General features: G+C 43.6%; 15 protein-coding genes. 12 read left to right on the forward strand and 3 right to left on the reverse strand.

Annotation, left to right across the window (positions count from 1 at the left end):
* Positions 1-6 precede the first annotated feature (6 nt).
* The 12 genes from HMPREF1532_RS04925 (at position 7) to HMPREF1532_RS04980 (ending at position 12,528) form a co-directional block, all read left to right on the forward strand.
* Positions 7-1,458, forward strand: coding sequence for a TrkH family potassium uptake protein (locus tag HMPREF1532_RS04925; protein ID WP_025818954.1), 1,452 nt, complete (start codon positions 7-9; stop codon positions 1,456-1,458).
* 100 nt (positions 1,459-1,558) lie between these two features.
* The gene (locus tag HMPREF1532_RS04930; protein ID WP_005925676.1) at positions 1,559-1,933 is read left to right on the forward strand and encodes a hypothetical protein; all 375 of its coding nucleotides are present in this window, start codon (positions 1,559-1,561) and stop codon (positions 1,931-1,933) included.
* Positions 1,934-2,123: 190 nt separating this feature from the next.
* Positions 2,124-2,474 carry an NADH-quinone oxidoreductase subunit A gene (locus HMPREF1532_RS04935; protein ID WP_005925679.1) on the forward strand — a complete coding sequence of 117 codons (351 nt, stop codon included), beginning with the start codon at positions 2,124-2,126 and terminating at the stop codon, positions 2,472-2,474.
* Positions 2,465-3,049 (forward strand): NADH-quinone oxidoreductase subunit B, encoded by a 585-nt coding sequence (locus tag HMPREF1532_RS04940; RefSeq protein WP_005925682.1) that lies wholly within the window; start codon positions 2,465-2,467, stop codon positions 3,047-3,049. The genes HMPREF1532_RS04935 and HMPREF1532_RS04940 overlap by 10 nt, the downstream gene beginning before the upstream one ends.
* Before the next feature lie 140 nt (positions 3,050-3,189).
* A complete protein-coding gene (locus tag HMPREF1532_RS04945; protein WP_005925685.1) occupies positions 3,190-4,782 on the forward strand; it encodes an NADH-quinone oxidoreductase subunit D in 1,593 nt (530 codons plus the stop codon).
* A gap of 122 nt (positions 4,783-4,904) precedes the next feature.
* On the forward strand, positions 4,905-5,981 hold the full coding sequence (gene nuoH, locus HMPREF1532_RS04950; RefSeq protein ID WP_005925687.1) for an NADH-quinone oxidoreductase subunit NuoH: 1,077 nt from the start codon (positions 4,905-4,907) through the stop codon (positions 5,979-5,981).
* 34 nt (positions 5,982-6,015) lie between these two features.
* Positions 6,016-6,489 carry a NuoI/complex I 23 kDa subunit family protein gene (locus HMPREF1532_RS04955; RefSeq protein WP_005925690.1) on the forward strand — a complete coding sequence of 158 codons (474 nt, stop codon included), beginning with the start codon at positions 6,016-6,018 and terminating at the stop codon, positions 6,487-6,489.
* Positions 6,490-6,629: 140 nt separating this feature from the next.
* Entirely contained in the window at positions 6,630-7,142 is a 513-nt protein-coding gene (locus tag HMPREF1532_RS04960) for an NADH-quinone oxidoreductase subunit J family protein (protein WP_005925692.1), read from the forward strand.
* A 137-nt stretch (positions 7,143-7,279) separates the two neighbouring features.
* Complete coding sequence (gene nuoK / locus HMPREF1532_RS04965) at positions 7,280-7,588, forward strand: NADH-quinone oxidoreductase subunit NuoK (protein ID WP_025818955.1); 309 nt, start codon at positions 7,280-7,282, stop codon at positions 7,586-7,588.
* 40 nt (positions 7,589-7,628) lie between these two features.
* Positions 7,629-9,515, forward strand: a complete 1,887-nt coding sequence (gene nuoL / locus HMPREF1532_RS04970) for an NADH-quinone oxidoreductase subunit L (protein ID WP_005925697.1) — start codon at positions 7,629-7,631, stop codon at positions 9,513-9,515.
* Positions 9,516-9,564: 49 nt separating this feature from the next.
* Positions 9,565-11,049 (forward strand): complex I subunit 4 family protein, encoded by a 1,485-nt coding sequence (locus HMPREF1532_RS04975; RefSeq protein ID WP_005925700.1) that lies wholly within the window; start codon positions 9,565-9,567, stop codon positions 11,047-11,049.
* 36 nt (positions 11,050-11,085) lie between these two features.
* On the forward strand, positions 11,086-12,528 hold the full coding sequence (locus HMPREF1532_RS04980) for an NADH-quinone oxidoreductase subunit N (protein WP_005925703.1): 1,443 nt from the start codon (positions 11,086-11,088) through the stop codon (positions 12,526-12,528).
* 101 nt (positions 12,529-12,629) lie between these two features.
* Here HMPREF1532_RS04980 and HMPREF1532_RS04985 read toward each other — a convergent pair whose 3' ends face one another.
* From HMPREF1532_RS04985 to HMPREF1532_RS04995, 3 genes are all read right to left on the reverse strand, one after another.
* On the reverse strand, positions 12,630-15,452 hold the full coding sequence (locus tag HMPREF1532_RS04985; RefSeq protein ID WP_005925706.1) for a sensor histidine kinase: 2,823 nt from the start codon (positions 15,450-15,452) through the stop codon (positions 12,630-12,632).
* Between the two features lie 165 nt (positions 15,453-15,617).
* Entirely contained in the window at positions 15,618-16,793 is a 1,176-nt protein-coding gene (locus tag HMPREF1532_RS04990) for a hypothetical protein (protein ID WP_005925709.1), read from the reverse strand.
* Between the two features lie 49 nt (positions 16,794-16,842).
* Positions 16,843-19,557 carry a TonB-dependent receptor gene (locus HMPREF1532_RS04995; RefSeq protein ID WP_005925712.1) on the reverse strand — a complete coding sequence of 905 codons (2,715 nt, stop codon included), beginning with the start codon at positions 19,555-19,557 and terminating at the stop codon, positions 16,843-16,845.
* Positions 19,558-19,591: the final 34 nt, after the last annotated feature.

Below are 19,591 nucleotides of genomic sequence, written 5' to 3' on the forward strand. Positions count from 1 at the left end.
TTAAATATGATTAATTCTAAAATGATATACCGCATCACCGGATTTCTGCTATTGATAGAAACAGCCATGCTATTGTGTTGCGGAGGGGTATCGTTACTGTATCATGAAGATGATCTGATAAGTTTTCTGCAATCGGCAAGTCTCACTGCATTGATGGGAGTGGTATTACTTTTTATCGGACGCGGAGCCGAGAAACAATTGGGACGCCGCGACGGATATGTCATCGTTACTGTTGCCTGGCTGGCTTTCTCTCTTTTCGGAATGCTCCCCTTCTATCTGAGCGGTTATATCCCTTCGATCACAAATGCTTTTTTCGAAACCATGTCCGGTTTCAGCAGTACAGGAGCCACTATATTAAACGATATAGAAAAACTCCCCCACGGTTTGCTCTTCTGGCGTAGCATGACGCAATGGATCGGCGGATTGGGAATCGTATTTTTCACTATAGCCGTACTCCCGATATTCGGTGTGGGAGGTATTCAGGTGTTTGCCGCCGAAGCCAGCGGACCGACACATGACAAGGTACACCCGCGCATCGGTATCACTGCCAAATGGATATGGGGTATTTATGCCGGGCTAACAGGAACACTGATCATTCTATTAATGTTCGGCGGAATGAATATTTTCGACAGCATATGCCATGCTTTCGCAACCACCAGTACCGGGGGGTTCTCTACCAAACAGGCCAGCATCGAATATTATCACTCTCCTTATATAGAATATGTGATCTCTATCTTCATGTTTATATCAGGTATCAACTTCACCTTATTATTATTGTTCGTCAACGGAAAGCTCAAAAAATTTGTCCACGATGCCGAATTGAAATGGTATTTCTGGTCCGTGACAGGTTTTACGATAGTAATTGCCGCTATTCTCTATTATAACAGTTCGATGGGAGTAGAAGAGGCTTTCCGTAAATCACTCTTTCAGGTAGCTTCTCTCCACACATCTACGGGATTTGCAACAGCCGATTATATGACGTGGCCGGCGATAACATGGGGCATGCTAACCGTAATTATGATTATGGGTGCCTGTGCCGGTAGTACCACAGGAGGTATAAAAAGCATCCGTCTGGTTATACTGGCCAAAGTTTCAAGAAACGAATTCAAACACATCATACATCCCAACGCCGTGCTTCCGGTACGGGTAAACAAACAGGTTATCTCTCCCTCCATACGTTCTACCGTGTTAGCATTCACTTTCTTGTATACCGTACTAATTATCGCCGGCACATTGGCAATGCTCGGGTTAGGAGTCGGCCTGACGGAATCATTGGGATGTACCATCTCCAGTCTGGGAAACATGGGACCAGGACTCGGCCTGTGTGGTCCTGCTTACTCATGGAACGAACTGCCCGATGCTGCTAAATGGCTGATGTCATTTTTTATGTTGCTCGGACGTCTCGAGTTATTTACGGTTTTATTATTATTCAGCTCCGATTTCTGGAAAAAGAATTGATCCAAATCAATTCAGAGTGCTAAAAAACCTTTTTTGTCATGCAGAGATTGCAAAAAGAATGAATTTAAATTCTATATTTGCAGCCGTTTAAAAGCGAAATATGAAACAAAGCTTAAAATATGGCATATTATTGATATTTGCCCTATTGCTTCACTCAATAGTGACGGAAGCGACGGGGGAGACTGTAATGCCCGATGTTTTAAGCCATAACAAATGTTTTGTATCACAGGCACGCCCCATGCGTAATGCCATCGAAAAGTTTTATCTTTTCTGTTCTCCGCTCTCCTGTGAAATGGGACACGCCGACCTCTCGCACGTACCTACCGACAAAAATTTCCTGCGTCTGGCCATTCGTCAGTACAGATATAGAGGAATACTTCCTTCACTTTACGAACATTCGTCACAGTTATACACCCACGACCCCGAAGACCCCATAATGCACTACATTTACGGGCAGAGGAAAATCGTAATTTAACAGTAACGAACTTACTTCGGAAACCAAACGATTCGTGGTAAAGATGTATCCCCGTTGTTACATCTTTATAGTTGCGTACAGTACTTGTAAGGGAGAATCCTTTCTTATGTACGTAATATACATTTCTACCACAATCCTCCGCTTTTAGTTTAAGAAAAAATATTTCTCAATCTAAATATATACTTGGATTATGAATTTTACATTGTTAGTTGTTGTTTTGCTAACGGCAATTGCATTTGTCGGTGTAGTGATAGCCCTGTCAAGAGCTATTTCTCCACGATCATACAATGCACAAAAGTTTGAAGCCTATGAATGTGGTATTCCCACACGCGGAAAATCATGGATGCAGTTTCGTGTGGGTTACTACCTGTTTGCCATTCTGTTTCTCATGTTCGATGTGGAAACGGTATTCCTTTTCCCATGGGCAGTAGTAGTACGCGACATGGGAGTACAAGCGCTGATAAGCGTTATCTTCTTTTTAGTAATATTGGTGCTGGGACTCGCTTATGCCTGGCGGAAAGGAGCTTTGGAATGGAAGTAATAAAGAAACCCAAAATAAAATCAATCCCATATGACGAATTCATCGACAATGAGTCGTTGGAGAAGCTGGTTCAGGAACTCAATCAAGGAGGTGCAAACGTCTTTGTGGGAGTACTGGACGACCTCATCAACTGGGGACGCAGTAATTCGCTGTGGCCACTTACTTTCGCAACCAGTTGTTGCGGTATCGAATTCATGGCACTGGGTGCCGCGCGTTACGACATGGCCCGCTTCGGGTTTGAAGTAGCCCGTGCCAGTCCACGGCAAGCAGATATGATCATGGTATGCGGTACAATCACCAACAAAATGGCTCCGGTACTGAAACGTCTGTACGATCAGATGGCCGATCCAAAATATGTGATCGCCGTAGGTGGATGCGCCGTAAGCGGAGGCCCTTTCAAAAAATCCTATCATGTACTGAACGGAGTAGACAAAATTCTCCCGGTAGATGTATACATTCCGGGATGCCCGCCTCGCCCTGAAGCATTTTATTATGGAATGATGCAGTTGCAACGTAAAGTGAAAATTGAAAAATTCTTCGGCGGAGTAAATAGAAAAGAAAAGGAACAGGAATAATGATTCAATGTGCCAATATGCCAATGTGCCAATTGCCATGCGGCATGATGAGATAATCAGCCGGCATATTAGCGTATCAAGCAGCGCAATAAACAGTACAACCAATTGTCACATTGACATATTGACTAATTATTAATAGTATGCAAGAAATAAAATACATAGAACCCGCAGCGTTACACGACGAAATGGCACGCTTGCGGAATGAGCGGAAGATGGATTTTCTGGAAAGCCTTACCGGCATGGACTGGGGAGAACCTGCCGAAAATGATGCACCGGATACTGTTCGTGGCTTGGGGGTGGTATATCATTTAGAATCCACTACCACCGGAGAACGCATTGCCGTGAAAACGTCTACCCTGAACCGTGAAAATCCGGAAATTCCTTCTGTATGCGACCTTTGGAAAGCGGCAGAATTAAACGAACGTGAAGTGTACGACTACTATGGTATTGTCTTTGTCGGGCATCCTGACATGCGTCGTCTCTTTCTACGTAACGATTGGGTAGGCTATCCGCTACGAAAAGACAACGATCCCGAAAAAGAAAACCCGCTGCGCATGTGGAACGAGGACACCATCGACACGACAACGGAAATCGAACTGAACCCGGATGGAAGTATAAAAAATAAAGAAACCATTCTTTTCGGCGATGAAGAGTATGTGGTGAATATCGGACCTCAGCATCCGGCCACACACGGTGTACTCCGTTTCCGTGTATCATTAGAAGGGGAAATCATCCGTAAAATCGACCCGAACTGCGGTTATATACACCGTGGTATCGAGAAGATGAACGAAAGCCTCACCTACCCACAAACACTGGCACTGACCGACCGTCTTGACTATCTCGGAGCGCAACAAAACCGGCATGCTTTGTGTATGTGTATCGAAAAGGCGATGGGCATCGAAGTAAGCGACCGGGTAAAATACATCCGCACCATCATGGACGAGTTGCAACGTATCGACTCTCACCTTTTATTCTATGCTTGTCTCTGTATGGACCTCGGAGCACTGACAGCATTCTTCTATGGCTTCCGTGACCGGGAAAAGATTTTGGACATTTTCGAAGAGACCTGCGGCGGACGGTTGATTATGAATTATAACACCATCGGTGGCGTACAAGCCGACCTCCATCCCAACTTCGTAAAACGGGTGAAAGAATTTATCCCTTACATGAGAGGTATCATACACGAATACCACGATGTATTTACAGGTAATATCATCGCCCAAAGCCGTCTGAAAGGTGTAGGCGTATTGAGTCGGGAAGACGCCATCTCATTCGGCGCCACCGGAGGTACGGGACGTGCCAGTGGCTGGGCTTGCGATGTTCGTAAACGTATGCCCTACGGTGTATACGACAAAGTGGACTTTAAAGAAATTCTCTATACCGAAGGGGACTCGTTTGCCCGCTACATGGTGCGTATGGACGAAATCATGGAAAGTCTCAACATCATCGAACAATTGATCGACAACATCCCTGAAGGACCGTTCCAAGAGAAAATGAAACCGATCATCCGTGTACCCGAAGGTTCTTATTATGCTGCCGTGGAAGGCAGTCGTGGAGAATTCGGTGTATACCTTGAAAGCCGGGGCGACAAGATGCCTTATCGTTTACACTACCGCTCTACGGGATTACCGTTGGTGAGTGTAGTCGATACAATCTGTCGAGGAGCCAAGATTGCCGACTTGATTGCCATTGGTGGAACATTGGACTATGTAGTACCGGATATTGATAGATAAAAGAGACTTATGATTTATGAATGATGATTTATGATTTTTGAATGACGGAAACTCTCCGGTTATAATTCATCAATCAAAAGCCATCCTTTCATAAATCAAAAAATCATAAATCAAAAAAAAACATGTTTGACTTTAGTATTGTAACAAACTGGATACACCAAATGCTGACTTCCGTCATGCCGGAAGGATGGGCTGTATTCATCGAATGTGTGGCAATAGGCGTATGTATCATATTAATGTATGCCCTCCTTGCCATTGTACTGATATATATGGAGCGCAAAGTGTGCGGATTCTTCCAATGCCGTCTCGGACCGATGCGCGTAGGCCCATGGGGCTCCATACAAGTGATTTGTGACGTCCTGAAAATGCTCACCAAAGAGATTTTCAACCCGAAGGGAGCCGACCAATTCCTATATAATTTGGCACCGTTCATGGTGATTATCGCCTCTTTCCTCACCTTTGCATGTCTACCGATAAACAAGGGAATGGAAGTACTGAACTTCAACGTAGGCGTATTCTTCCTGTTAGCAGCTTCGAGTATAGGTGTAGTGGGTATCTTGCTCGCCGGATGGGGATCAAACAATAAATTTTCCCTGATCGGTGCCATGCGTAGCGGTGCTCAGATCATCAGTTATGAATTATCGGTAGGCTTGAGTATACTGACGATGGTAGTACTGATGGGTACCATGCAGTTCTCTGAAATCGTAGAAGGACAGGCGGACGGATGGTTTATCTTTAAAGGACACATCCCTGCCGTTATCGCTTTCATCATCTATCTGATTGCAGGAAACGCAGAATGTAATCGTGGTCCATTCGACCTTCCCGAAGCCGAAAGTGAGCTGACAGCAGGTTATCACACGGAATATTCGGGTATGCACTTCGGTTTCTTCTATCTGGCAGAATATCTGAATTTATTCATCGTATCGGCTGTAGCCGCCACCATTTTTTTAGGAGGTTGGATGCCATTGCATATCTCCGGACTGGACGGCTTCAATGCCATAATGGATTATATTCCCGGATTTATCTGGTTCTTCGGTAAGGCATTCTTCGTAGTATTCCTACTGATGTGGGTGAAATGGACTTTTCCCCGCCTACGTATCGACCAGATCTTAGCATTAGAATGGAAATACCTGGTACCGATATCCATGCTGAACCTATTACTGATGGTATTAATCGTTGTCTTCGGCCTGCACTTTTAGTGCTTCCAGGAGATTATTTTAATCATATAGAAGAATGAAAAAAGAAGAATATACATATTTAGGAGGTCTTGTTCACGGTATCGGCACATTGCTGACCGGTATGAAGACCACCATGAAAGTGTACTTCCGCAAGAAAGTGACAGAACAATACCCGGAAAACCGGAAAGAATTGAAAATGTTCGACCGTTTTCGTGGCACACTTACTATGCCGCACAACGAACAGAACGAACATCGTTGCATTGCCTGCGGACTATGTCAAAATGCCTGCCCCAATGACACGATAAAAGTCATTTCCGAAACGATTGAAACGGAAGAAGGGAAAAAGAAGAAAATACTTGCCAGATATGAATACGACCTCGGTTCCTGTATATTTTGCCAGCTCTGTGTGAACGCTTGTCCGCACGATGCCATCACGTTTGATCAGAATTTCGAGCATGCCGTATTCGACCGGTCAAAGCTCATACTACGGCTGAACCATGAGGGCAGTAAAGTGATGGAAAAAAAATAATACGCCTATGTGGCATTACGCTAAATGGTACCAATGTACCATTAGCAGAATTGAGAAAATAAATAAATTAAATAATAAACAAATAAGTGCACAGCCAATCGGCACATTAGCACATTGGCATATCAGCACATTATTAAATTATGGAATTTACACTTGAAACAGTAGTATTCTACTTCCTGGCCGCATTCATCTCAGTAATGTGTATACTGACGGTGACAACACAACGTATCGTACGTTCGGCCACTTACCTGCTCTTTGTCCTTTTCGGTACGGCAGGTATCTATTTTCTGTTGGGATACACATTCCTGGCTTCGGTACAAATGATGGTTTATGCCGGCGGTATCGTAGTACTCTATGTGTTTTCTATCTTATTGACAAGCGGCGAGGGCGACCGTGCCGAGAAGTTAAAACGTAGTAAGTTCATAGCTGGACTGGGAACCACCATAGTAGGAGCCATTATCGTATTGTTCATCACTCTGAGCCATCGTTTTGTATCAGTGAGCAATCCGGAACCGATAGAGATCACAATCAAAACCATCGGACATGCACTACTGTCGGGAGACAAATACGGATATATTCTGCCTTTCGAAGCTGTCAGTATCTTGCTGCTGGCCTGTATCGTAGGTGGATTGTTGATTGCACGTAAAAGATGAAAAGATTTACGATTGAACAATTTACGATTTACCATTTGCTGCGCAATGCAGAAAGAGTAAACGATAAATGATAAAATCGTAGATAAAAAGCATAAAAAAATAATAAATAGTAAATCGTCAAATAGTAAATAGATATGATGATACACATGGAATATTATCTGGTGGTTTCGACCATCATGATGTTTGCAGGCATCTACGGATTCTTTACACGCCGCAACACGCTGGCAATATTGATCTCCGTAGAACTGATGCTGAACGCAACGGACATCAACTTTGCCGTATTCAACCGTTTTCTTTTTCCGGACGGACTGGAAGGGTATTTCTTCGCGCTGTTCTCTATAGCCATCTCGGCGGCCGAGACGGCTGTTGCCATCGCAATCATGATTAATATCTACCGTAATATCCGGAGTATCCAAGTCAAGAAACTGGATGATATGAAGTGGTAAAAAGACATTGACTGATTAAATAAAGAATTAAATTAACAATATGGAATATACAATATTAATACTTCTCCTCCCTCTCCTCTCTTTCCTGTTGCTGGGAATCGGAGGGAAATGGATGACGCACCGCACAGCGGGTTTCATCGGCACGGCAGTGTTGGGAGTAGTGGCGGTGCTGTCATACGTTACAGCAGTGCAATATTTTTCGGCACCACGCTTAGAAGACGGTACATTTGCCACTTGGATACCTTATAATTTCGAGTGGTTGCCTTTCACAGAAACACTGACATTCAATATAGGAATTCTATTAGACCCTATTTCGGTGATGATGTTAATTGTCATCTCCACTGTGTCGCTGATGGTACACATCTACTCTTTCGGCTACATGAAAGGAGAAAAAGGCTTTCAGCGCTATTATGCTTTCCTGAGCCTTTTCACAATGTCGATGCTCGGGTTGGTGGTAGCCACCAATATTTTCCAAATGTATCTATTCTGGGAATTGGTGGGTGTATCGTCTTATTTGCTCATCGGATTTTATTATACCAAACCGGCAGCCATCGCAGCCAGTAAAAAAGCATTTATCGTAACACGTTTTGCCGACTTGGGTTTCCTGATCGGTATCCTTATTTACGGATACTACGGAGGAACGTTCGGATTTACACCCGATACGGTTTCGCTGATTAGTGGCGGTGCTTCAATGCTTCCTTTGGCATTGGGATTGATGTTTGTAGGTGGTGCCGGTAAGAGTGCTATGTTTCCGTTGCACATCTGGTTGCCGGATGCCATGGAAGGCCCTACTCCCGTATCTGCATTGATTCATGCTGCGACAATGGTAGTAGCCGGTGTATATCTGGTAGCCCGCATGTTCCCGCTATTCATCGCCTATGCACCGGATGTATTGCATTGGATTGCTTACGTAGGCGCTTTCACTGCGTTCTATGCTGCCAGTGTGGCTTGTGTACAGAGTGACATCAAACGCGTACTCGCTTTCTCCACCATCTCGCAGATCGGGTTTATGATTGTAGCTTTGGGAGTCTGTACTTCTGCCGACCCGCATCACGGAGGCCTGGGCTACATGGCTTCCATGTTCCATTTATTCACACATGCGATGTTTAAAGCATTGCTATTCCTCGGTGCCGGTAGTATCATCCATGCCGTACACTCCAATGAAATGTCGGCGATGGGCGGTTTGCGCAAATACATGCCGATCACACACATTACATTCCTGATTGCCTGTCTGGCTATTGCCGGCATTCCTCCGTTCTCCGGTTTCTTCTCTAAAGACGAGATACTGGCAGCCTGCTTCCAGTTCAGCCCCGTAATGGGTTGGATTATGACCGTGATTGCCGCCATGACCGCATTCTACATGTTCCGCCTTTATTACGGCATCTTCTGGGGAAAAGACAATAGCAAACAGTCTTCCCACACTCCCCATGAGAGTCCGACAGCTATGACTATTCCTTTAATATTCTTGGCTCTCGTCACTTGTGGAGCCGGATTCATCCCTTTCGGACATTTCATCAGTTCAAACGGAGAATCCTACACGATCCATCTGGACTGGACGGTGGCTGGTACAAGCATCGTCATCGCCCTTCTATCTATCGCTCTTGCCACTTACATGTATAAAGGCAGTAAACAACCGGTAGCCGACAGCCTACAACGCCGTTTCTCCGGATTGTGGACAGCTGCCTACCACCGGTTCTACATTGATGAGGTGTATCAGTTTATCACACATAAGATTATCTTCCGCTGCATCAGCAAGCCGATCGCTTGGTTCGATCGTCATGTAATAGACGGTACGTTCGACTTCATTGCCTGGGCAGCCAATGCGGCGAGCGATTCCATCCGTGGCTTCCAAAGCGGACAGATACAACAGTATACCTACGTATTCCTTTGCGGAGCGTTGGCTCTTATCCTGTTGCTTATTCTCTAACGTGATTCTCTAAACAGTAAATTGTAAATAGTTAAATAGTAATATAAAGATGAATTTCTTATCAATCTTCGTACTAATCCCACTGCTGATGTTACTCGGCCTTTGGCTCAGCCGTAACATCGCGCAGATACGTACCGTAATGGTTGTCGGTTCTTCGGCACTGTTGATAGCGGCTGTGGCACTGACAGTAGGATACTTGCAGGCACGTGCCGGTGGCGATACTGCCGAAATGCTTTTCCGGGCTGATACGGTATGGTATGCCCCGCTTCATATAGCCTATTCCGTAGGCGTGGACGGCATTTCCGTAGCTATGTTGCTACTCTCGGCTGTCATCGTATTCACAGGAACATTCGCTTCCTGGCGACTACAACCGCTTACTAAAGAATATTTTCTCTGGTTCACTCTGTTGTCAATGGGAGTGTTCGGGTTCTTTATCTCGATCGACCTTTTCACCATGTTCATGTTCTACGAAATCGCACTGATCCCGATGTATCTGTTAATCGGTGTATGGGGTTCGGGTCGTAAAGAATACGCAGCCATGAAACTGACACTGATGTTGATGGGTGGTTCGGCTTTCTTGCTGATAGGCATTTTAGGGATCTTCTTCGGTGCCGGCGGAACTACTATGAACATCCTTGAAATTGCACAACTGCACAATATACCTTTCGCACAACAATGTATCTGGTTCCCTCTCACTTTCCTGGGATTCGGTGTATTAGGTGCTCTTTTCCCATTCCATACATGGAGTCCCGACGGTCATGCTTCGGCACCCACCGCCGTATCTATGCTTCATGCCGGCGTACTGATGAAATTAGGAGGATACGGTTGTTTCCGGATCGCCATGTATCTGATGCCGGAGGCTGCCAATGAGTTAGGATGGATTTTCCTGATACTGACCGGTATCTCCGTAGTGTATGGTGCATTCTCCGCTTGTGTGCAGACAGACTTGAAATACATCAATGCCTACTCTTCCGTAAGCCACTGCGGCCTGGTACTTTTTGCCATTCTGATGATGAACCAGACGGCTTGTACAGGTGCTATACTCCAAATGCTGTCGCACGGATTGATGACAGCCTTGTTCTTTGCACTGATCGGTATGATCTACGGACGTACCCACACACGTGACGTTCGCGAATTGAACGGGCTGATGAAAGTAATGCCGTTCCTGTCGGTATGTTACGTCATTGCCGGTCTTGCTAACCTCGGACTTCCGGGATTGAGCGGTTTCGTTGCCGAAATGACTATTTTTGTCGGTTCTTTCCAGAATTTCGATGTGTTCCATCGGACACTGACGATTATAGCTTGTACGAGTATCGTTATCACAGCCGTATATATCTTGCGCCTTGTAGGAAAAATTCTCTACGGTACTTGTACCAACAAGCATCATCTGACACTGACAGATGCTACTTGGGATGAACGTTTTGCCGTCATCTGCCTGATCGTCTGCGTAGCTGGATTGGGTATGGCACCCTTCTGGATTAGTGATATGATATCCGGTAGTGTTCTGCCTGTAGTATCCAACCTAATTCCGTGATCAATCATCAATTATAACTTATAAATCACGCAAGAAATGGACTATTCACAATTTCTATATATGAAAGAGGAGCTATCACTGGTAGCTGTCATCCTCATTATATTTTTGGCAGACTTGTTTATGAACCCGGATAAACGGAACAACATGAACAATGCGCGTTTCGCCACTATCCTGCCCATTGTACTGATGGTCATTCATACAATCATCAATCTGGTACCTGCCGCCGGTAGCGCCGAAGCTTTTGGCGGAATGTATCAGTACGCCCCGATGCAGACCATCATCAAAGCCGTGCTCAATATCGGTACAATCATCGTATTTTTCATGGCTGCCGAATGGCTGAAGTTAGAAGATACTTCAATCAAACGCGGTGAATTTTATATTATGACCCTCTCTACCCTGTTGGGTATGTACCTGATGATTTCTGCCGGACACTTCTTGATGTTCTTCATCGGACTTGAAACAGCCAGTATCCCAATGGCAGCATTGGTTGCTTTCGACAAATATCGTCATCACTCTGCCGAAGCCGGAGCCAAATACATACTGACAGCTTTATTCTCAAGCGCCTTGCTGCTGTTCGGCCTGTCCATGATTTACGGTAGTTGTGGTACACTTTACTTCAACGACCTGCCTGCCCACATCGACGGCAATATGCTGCAAATAATGGCATTCGTATTTTTCTTCACCGGTATGGGATTCAAACTGTCACTGGTTCCTTTCCATTTGTGGACAGCTGATGTGTACGAAGGTGCACCGAGTGTGGTCACAGCCTATCTGAGTGTTATTTCCAAAGGTTCGGCTGCCTTCGTTTTACTGACGGTACTCATTAAGGTATTTGCCCCGATGATTGCCGACTGGCAGGAGGTTCTCTACTGGGTTACGATTGCTTCCATCACATTGGCTAACTTATTTGCCATCCGCCAACAAAATCTAAAACGGTTGATGGCCTTCTCCAGTATATCACAAGCAGGATACATTATGTTAGGTGTGATCGGTGGTACTGCTGACGGAATGTCATCACTGGTCTATTATGTACTGGTTTATGCCGTAGCCAATTTAGGAGTATTTGCCGTTATTACCATCGTGGCACTACGCAGCCATAAGTTCACGCTCGAAGAGTATGCAGGACTTTATAAAACCAATCCGAAATTAGCATTTGTGATGACCCTATCCCTATTCTCACTGGCCGGTATTCCGCCATTTGCAGGGTTCTTTTCCAAATTCTTTATCTTCATGTCTGCGTTCCAGGCAGGTTTCCACTTACTGGTATTTATCGCTTTGGTCAATACGGTCATCTCATTATACTACTACCTTCTGATAGTAAAGGCAATGTACATTACTCCTTCAGATGATCCGATACCGACATTCCGCAGCGATAACTGTACACGGATAGGGCTGGCCATCTGTGTACTCGGTATAGTAGGTTTAGGAATTGCAAGTATTGTTTATCAGACGATAGACAAATTCGCGTTCGGATTATAAATAGTGATAAACGGATTAGCAACAAGTGATTAGTTAGTAGTGGGATGCGTTTTCATGCCACATGATACTAATCACTTGTTGCTAATCCGTTTATCACTATTTTAACATACCACCGGTAAAATAAACCAGAAACAGGAACCTTCTCCCTCTTTAGAATCCACTCCTATTTCACCTCCTAACTGTTCAATGATGCTCCGGCAAATGGACAATCCCAATCCTGTACCATGAATAAATGAATTCAACTTAACAAAACGATCGAATATCTGTAGCCGGGCTCTTTCTGCGATACCGATACCCGTATCGGATACATAAAAACGAAATCTGTTATCCGCTAATTGTTCGTATCCGACTCTAATGCTTCCATGAGAAGTAAACTTAATAGCATTATTTACAAAGTTAGAAATAACCTGATGTATCCGGTTACGATCACACATAATAAAACACTCCGGCAGATGTTTGTCGAATATCAGTTCTACCCCTTCGGGCACCTTTCCTTGCATACTACGTACCAAGTCCTCACACAGTAAATTGACATCCATCTCACTGATACTAAATTCAAAAGTACCAGCCTCTATCTTAGATAAATCAAGAATATCAGATATCAATTGCAGCAACAGTTCATTGTTTTCTTCCACAATATCCATGTATTGCTTCCGTTCGTCCATATCCTCCGTCTCTGCCAGCAATCCGGAAAATCCTACAATTGCATTCAATGGTGTACGTATTTCATGACTCATATTTGCCAAGAAAGCGCTTTTCAAGCGGTCGGCTTCTTCCGCTCTTTCTTTTGCATCAATCAGTTTAGCTTCAATTTCTTTCAATTCGGTTATATCATAATTGATGCCGATAAGTTCTATCATCCCCGCCTCAGGAGCAAAATGAGACAACATTATATTCATCCGCACCCAGTTCCATTCCGATAATACATCCCCATTTTCGGTTTCCGCCATTTCCGATTTCGTCTTATGAATACGTACTTCTTTGCGGAAACTCCCGATACGTCCGGTCTGAACCTCCTGATAGAAATCAAGAACCTCTTTACGATCATCGGGATGCATCTTACCATACACACCAACGACATCGGATAATGGAGTATCTTCCTCCTCTCCCATATTTTTGAACCATTGCTTGATAGCATACCCCTGCCTGTCAAGAAGATTAAGTTTGGCATATCCTACCTTCGCATAGTCGGAAATCAAAAGAAAAAAATTCTCAAAGTCTTGTATCTTATTGATAGCATCCAAGCGTTCCGTATTGTCTATATTCAGAAAAATATGCCCTAAGAAATTACCTGCTCCATCACAAAGCCGGCTTACTTTAGAATAAAGTGCTATATATCCTTTTTTCTTCGAATCATAATATCCTTCAATACCGGAGAAAGGATAATTCATGCCGAAATCCAATGACTCTTCATACTGCATCCGTTCCTTTACATCCTCAGGTACATTAGGATTCTGATAAACATTGACACCTAATACACCCTTTTTCTCACGAACTCCGAATATATCCATATCTTTATTATTGATATCGATCATAAAACCATTCTGGTCATAGATTTCTATCCCCACGGGTATATTGGTAAAAATATTACGGAAAAGCTTTTCATTACGGTCGAGTGCCCGGTGAGCCAACTGGGTCTCTGTGATATCGACAAAGAGTGCAACAACCTCATCCTTTTCCGGAGAATAAACAATACAACGGCTGTTTTTCCCGGAAGCGGGGAAAGGCACTTCAAGTTCCTTATAGCAATTTTCATCTATAATATCGGAGATATAATTGAGATTTCCCATATAATTGAATCCCAACTCACTGGCACATTTTCCAACATATCTTTCACGCGGAATACCGATTATATCAGCAAACATCTGGTTAGCATCAGTAAGAAGATAATCAACTGGAACTCCCGCACTATCACGCAGAATACTCATATGAATATATCCTATAGGCATGTAGCGGAATAGATTACGGAGAAAAGTCCGTTCATGCTCGGACGCATCCTTAGCCACGCGCAATTCAGTACAAATACTGATAATATCGGCCAAAGAAGAGAGCCATTGACAATCATCATTACTCCAAGAGTGACTGTGTTTCACCAAGTCAACGCCCAAATATCCCCAAACTCTATCTCCCGACTTGAGAGGAACGACAAGCAACGACTTAATGTTCTGTTTACTAAGAATATCATACTCTGCAGATGCTTTCTCTTTCAACTCGTCAAGACTATTAAGAACAATGGGCTGGCCTAAAAGTATCCTCTCTGTCCACCATGGAAGACTCCCTGCCGGAATATTCTGTAATATGTCGATTTCCGGTTCTACTCCCTCGGCCAACACTTCAAAGATACAACTATGATGTTCACACTTTTCATCGTATTCAAAGATATAAGCACGTCCACCTTGAAAAAATTGGAGAATATCGTTTAATATGCTATTGATCCCAGAAGTGATATCTTTATCCTGTATAAAGCGATAAAGAGACTGAGAGATTGAATTTTGGCGGGATAATTGTTCGTTCACGCGAACCGCTAAACGCTCTGTCGTGTCTTTCTCCGCTCCTTCTACACGCCGGAGATATCCAAAAGCGACCGGTTCCCCTACTTCGTTCTCTCTTTTATCCCCTAAATGTGAGTGAACCCAAATCTCCTTCCCATTAATAACAAACGGATACGTTTGATCATATGTATTCATATAAGACAGAGAAGCAAACTCGCGCTTAATACGTTCACGATAATCCGGACGAATAAGAAGACAAAGCGAATCGAAAGTCAATTCTTCCTCTTTGTCAAACCCCAACAGATCATTAATATATTCGGAACAACGAAAACTGCGGGTTGCAAAATTTGCTTCCCACCACCCTACCTGTGCTAAAAAAGACATTTCACACAAGCGTACGTAATCGCTATTATCACAATGGGTAATTACCATAAATACCATTTTTCATTTGTAGCAACAAAAATAGATAATTAATATTGCAAAGTGCTATATTCGAAACAATATTATATATACAAATGAAAACTGGAGAATTTACGACCCGTAAACCCTCCAGTTTCAATAAATAGAGACAAGTTTAAATTACTTTTTCACAATGATTTAGAAATTATATTTTGTCCAGCCAAATACACTTGTATCAGCTCCCGTATTACTGCCGGCCTCATTCAAGACAGCTTCACCATTCAGCTTCTTACCGGTCAGTTGAAGCGAGTTCGTAATGCTGATAGTAGATGCGGCATTACCTGCACCTTTTCCATCATTCATGTCTACCAGATCGATAGCACCGCCCGTACCTTTCACCAGTGCATTCTTGATGGTTGCCTTGGCACCACGGCGAATCTTGATAACATCCTGCATGCGGTCTACATTGTCTGTCGTATTAGCAGCATTGTTCACAATGGTCATGCCGTCTACAACAAAATCCGACTGACGCAGGTGATTCGGATAGAGTCCGTCAAAGTTTCCATCCGCTTCAATGCCGCGCGGATCAGCTTCTGTACTGGTATAATCACTTTCCCAAATACCATAGCAGTTGCTCAATGTTCCGCAATATCCCTGGGTAAAATCAAACATATCGTCATCGGGATTTACAGCAAGCAGATTCTTCACGTTCACTGTACCTCCAAAAAATTCGATGGCATCATCGGCACTTTCCAAAACATAGATATTTTCAATTGTCGTACCGTTTCCTACTCCATTCAAGGTAAGGCCGTTGTGTTCAATGTCCTGTGTAGAGCGTGCACCGGCATAACAGATCGAAACATAAGTCATCACACCCGAGTTGTCGGCAGCATTGTTACCTCCATAAGGATATTTATTATTGATCTCGGCCAAAGCCGTATTACTTTTGTCTTCCTTATCACCCGAAATAGGAGCTTTACCATTGATGATGATACCTCCCCAGTGACCGGACTTGGCATTATCCTCATCGGCAGTGAAAATAATCGGTTCATCTTTCGTTCCGTTAGCATAGATTTTTCCACCTTGCGCTACAAGAAGATAATTACTAAACCCTTGGCGAGCTTTAATCGTAGTACCAGCAGGAATCGTCAGTTCCCCTCCATTTTCAATCACTACAATACCACTCAGGATATATTCCTTTGCTTCGAGAGTTTCTTTTCCTGTTAATGAGCCGGTCAGCGTATTACCGTTGAAAACGATACTGCTTCCATCACCACCATTGCCATCACCTTCATTATCATCACCACATGAAGTCAATGCTAAGGCTGATACCATTGCGGTACAGACCATGAAATTCAAAAATAATCTTTTCATTTTCCTTAAAATAAATTAGTTAGTAATAATCTTATTCGAATGTCCGCTTTTAGAATGTACACGACACTCCCAGACTGATGCTTATTCCCTTTTTATAATCGCTTAATACTATCTCCCGTCCGTTATCGTCTGCCTTACGACTCAATTTATGTGCCGGATTGAGCAAGTTACGGGCTTTCAGATTAAGCGAGATATACTTATTCAATTTAGCCTGTGAGACAAAGTCGAGAGTCGCAATACTATGTTCCATGATGTCCTGATAACCCTGCGTCCCGATTGTGTAAATTTTATCACTGACATAATTGAAAACCAGAGTATTGATAAAGCTACGATCTCCACTCGTATAATTGTGTGAAATATCAAAATTGACAATCCACGGTGCCGCACCTTCCAACTGCGAACCGGTAGTGACTGTAGCTCCCGGCACTTTAGCATGGGTATAGATGTATGAGCCATTAAAGCCGACAGAAAGACGATTCATACCCGACGTACCCTTCCCTGCCGGACGGGTAAAGAGATTCTTACGTACTTCCAGTTCTACTCCCGCTACCGTAGCATGATCTGAAATATTTTCATACGACAGATAATTACCGGCACTGGCAACCTCAATGCGTGAAATAGGATTTTTTATATACTTATAAAAGGCGGTCAGCGAAACAAGTTCTGTCGGAGTAGGATTGAAATCCCACTTCAAATCAAGGTTATAGTTATCGGATGGTTGTAACTTTTCATTACCCTGGCTGTTAAAGTTCACTCCAACATAGCGGTAAGGAGAAATTTCTTTGGGTTGCGGTAAGGTGTATGTTTTGCTGGCTCCCAAGCGGAAGGCTTGTTTGGAGGTAAGGTTGTATTTCAGATTCAGACTGGGTAGGAAATAGTTCTTACCGATCTTCCCACTACCCTTTTCTCCCCCTTTGTTCACATCATAATCCACACAAATGTCCACACGATCGTATTTAACACCCAAATTCAGGATCCATGCGGCATCAAACTGATAAACAGCTTCCACATAGGCAGAATGAATATCTTTCTTCACCGTATATTTGTCAACATTACGTTGAATCTCAAACCAGCCGTTTTTCAGATTCTCCTGATTGTAATAACTATCCAGTGAAAAATCCTCCAACCGGAAAACAGAACTGTGTGCAACCGTCATATTATATTCCGTAGCTTCAAAATCATCATTCACAAAGCGTCCGTTATACCCGATGCGGATATTGGATATCTCCTCCTGATCATCCGCCAGACGGTAAGTTAAACCGGCTTTTACATTCAAATCATTTTCATTCAGTTCGGAGAAGTAACGCTGTTGGGAATTACCTTCGAGCAAGGTATATCCTTCGGCTGCCTTACGCAGATTATTGATACGCCGATCCGGTTCCGAACCTTTTACGACGTTGTACGAAGCCCCCGCATCAAAACTCAGCGTTTTGGTCAGCCCCCAATTAGTCATCAACTGATTGACAAGTAACCAATTATCATTAGCCTGCTGACGACGGGTAAATCCCATGTTATCGTAATCATCATTGAATTTTCCCGAGTCCATCCCGTCATAGTCGCCTACCGACTGCACATTATCGTGTACCATCATAAAATTATAGCTTAGATGGTGACGGTTGCGGTAATCATAATCCAAATTAGCAAGAGCCAGTTGACTGATTTTCTGCTCATAAACCTTTCCTGTCTGGTCTTTATAGATAGTTCCGTTCGTAGTTGTATTGCGCAAAACCTCTTCGGCATATTGATATTCCGTATTGTGTGCGGCTACAAGAAAAAATGAAAGAGCATCTTTTTGCGGTCCCACATAAAACCTTTTTCCACCGGAAACCCCGTAGTTGCGGTTTATCTGTAAGTCATGCTCAGACGGATCCAGACTGTTCTTAAAATTATAATTGTTCTCCATGCCGGGTTGTGTCTTGTCAGCAATCCCCAGAAGATTGACTCCATCCATCTTAAGAAAGTCTGTCGTCAGAGTCTGTGTATTGAATCCTCCGGAAACCCCGATATTGAAATGTCCGCCACCAATCAACTCTTTTGAAGTTATGTCGATATTGGCACCACCCACATCGCTGCTACCACCGGCATTAAAGGCTTTATTCACGCCGACTGTCTGGATAATATCCGTAGAAAAAAAGTCAAGAGAGATGTTTTTATATTCCGGATCCTCCGAAGGAATAGGAAAACCATTAAAAGTAGTGGCATTGTAACGATCGCCCAATCCGCGCACAAAGACGTTTTTCACACCTTCCTGTTTAGATACTCCAGCCACTTTGGATACTGCTCCTTCCGCATCGCTCACCCCTTTACGCGAAAGTTCTTTTACCCCTACGGCTTGCACGGCAATCACCGCTTTTTGCTGTTCCAACAGAAGCATATTTTCATTCTCACGGTTCTTTTTGGCCACTACCACTACATCGGCAAGCTCCTGTGCATCTGTTTCCAGTTCCAAATTCAAAATAACCAAATTCCCATTCTCTACACGGACTTTACGACGAACTTCGGTTTTATAACCTACATATTTTACTTCGATATCATACATCCCTTCAAGAACTCCCACACCATTAAGCTCAAAATTACCATCCAAGTCGGTAACAGCTCCTGCTTGAGTTCCAACAAGGCGTATCGTTGCACCTATCAGAGGTTCTTTGGATAATTTGTCTTTTACAGCACCTTTAATTTTAATATTGGCAGCCATCGCTATAGGAGTATATAAGGCGATAAACAAGACTGCAAGGAATAGTTTTACAAGAAATAGTTTTTTCATCGAACTTTGCTATGCGTTTTTATTACGGGTGCAA

Origin of the sequence: Bacteroides salyersiae WAL 10018 = DSM 18765 = JCM 12988 (assembly GCF_000381365.1) — a bacterium.
GTDB lineage: Bacteria > Bacteroidota > Bacteroidia > Bacteroidales > Bacteroidaceae > Bacteroides > Bacteroides salyersiae.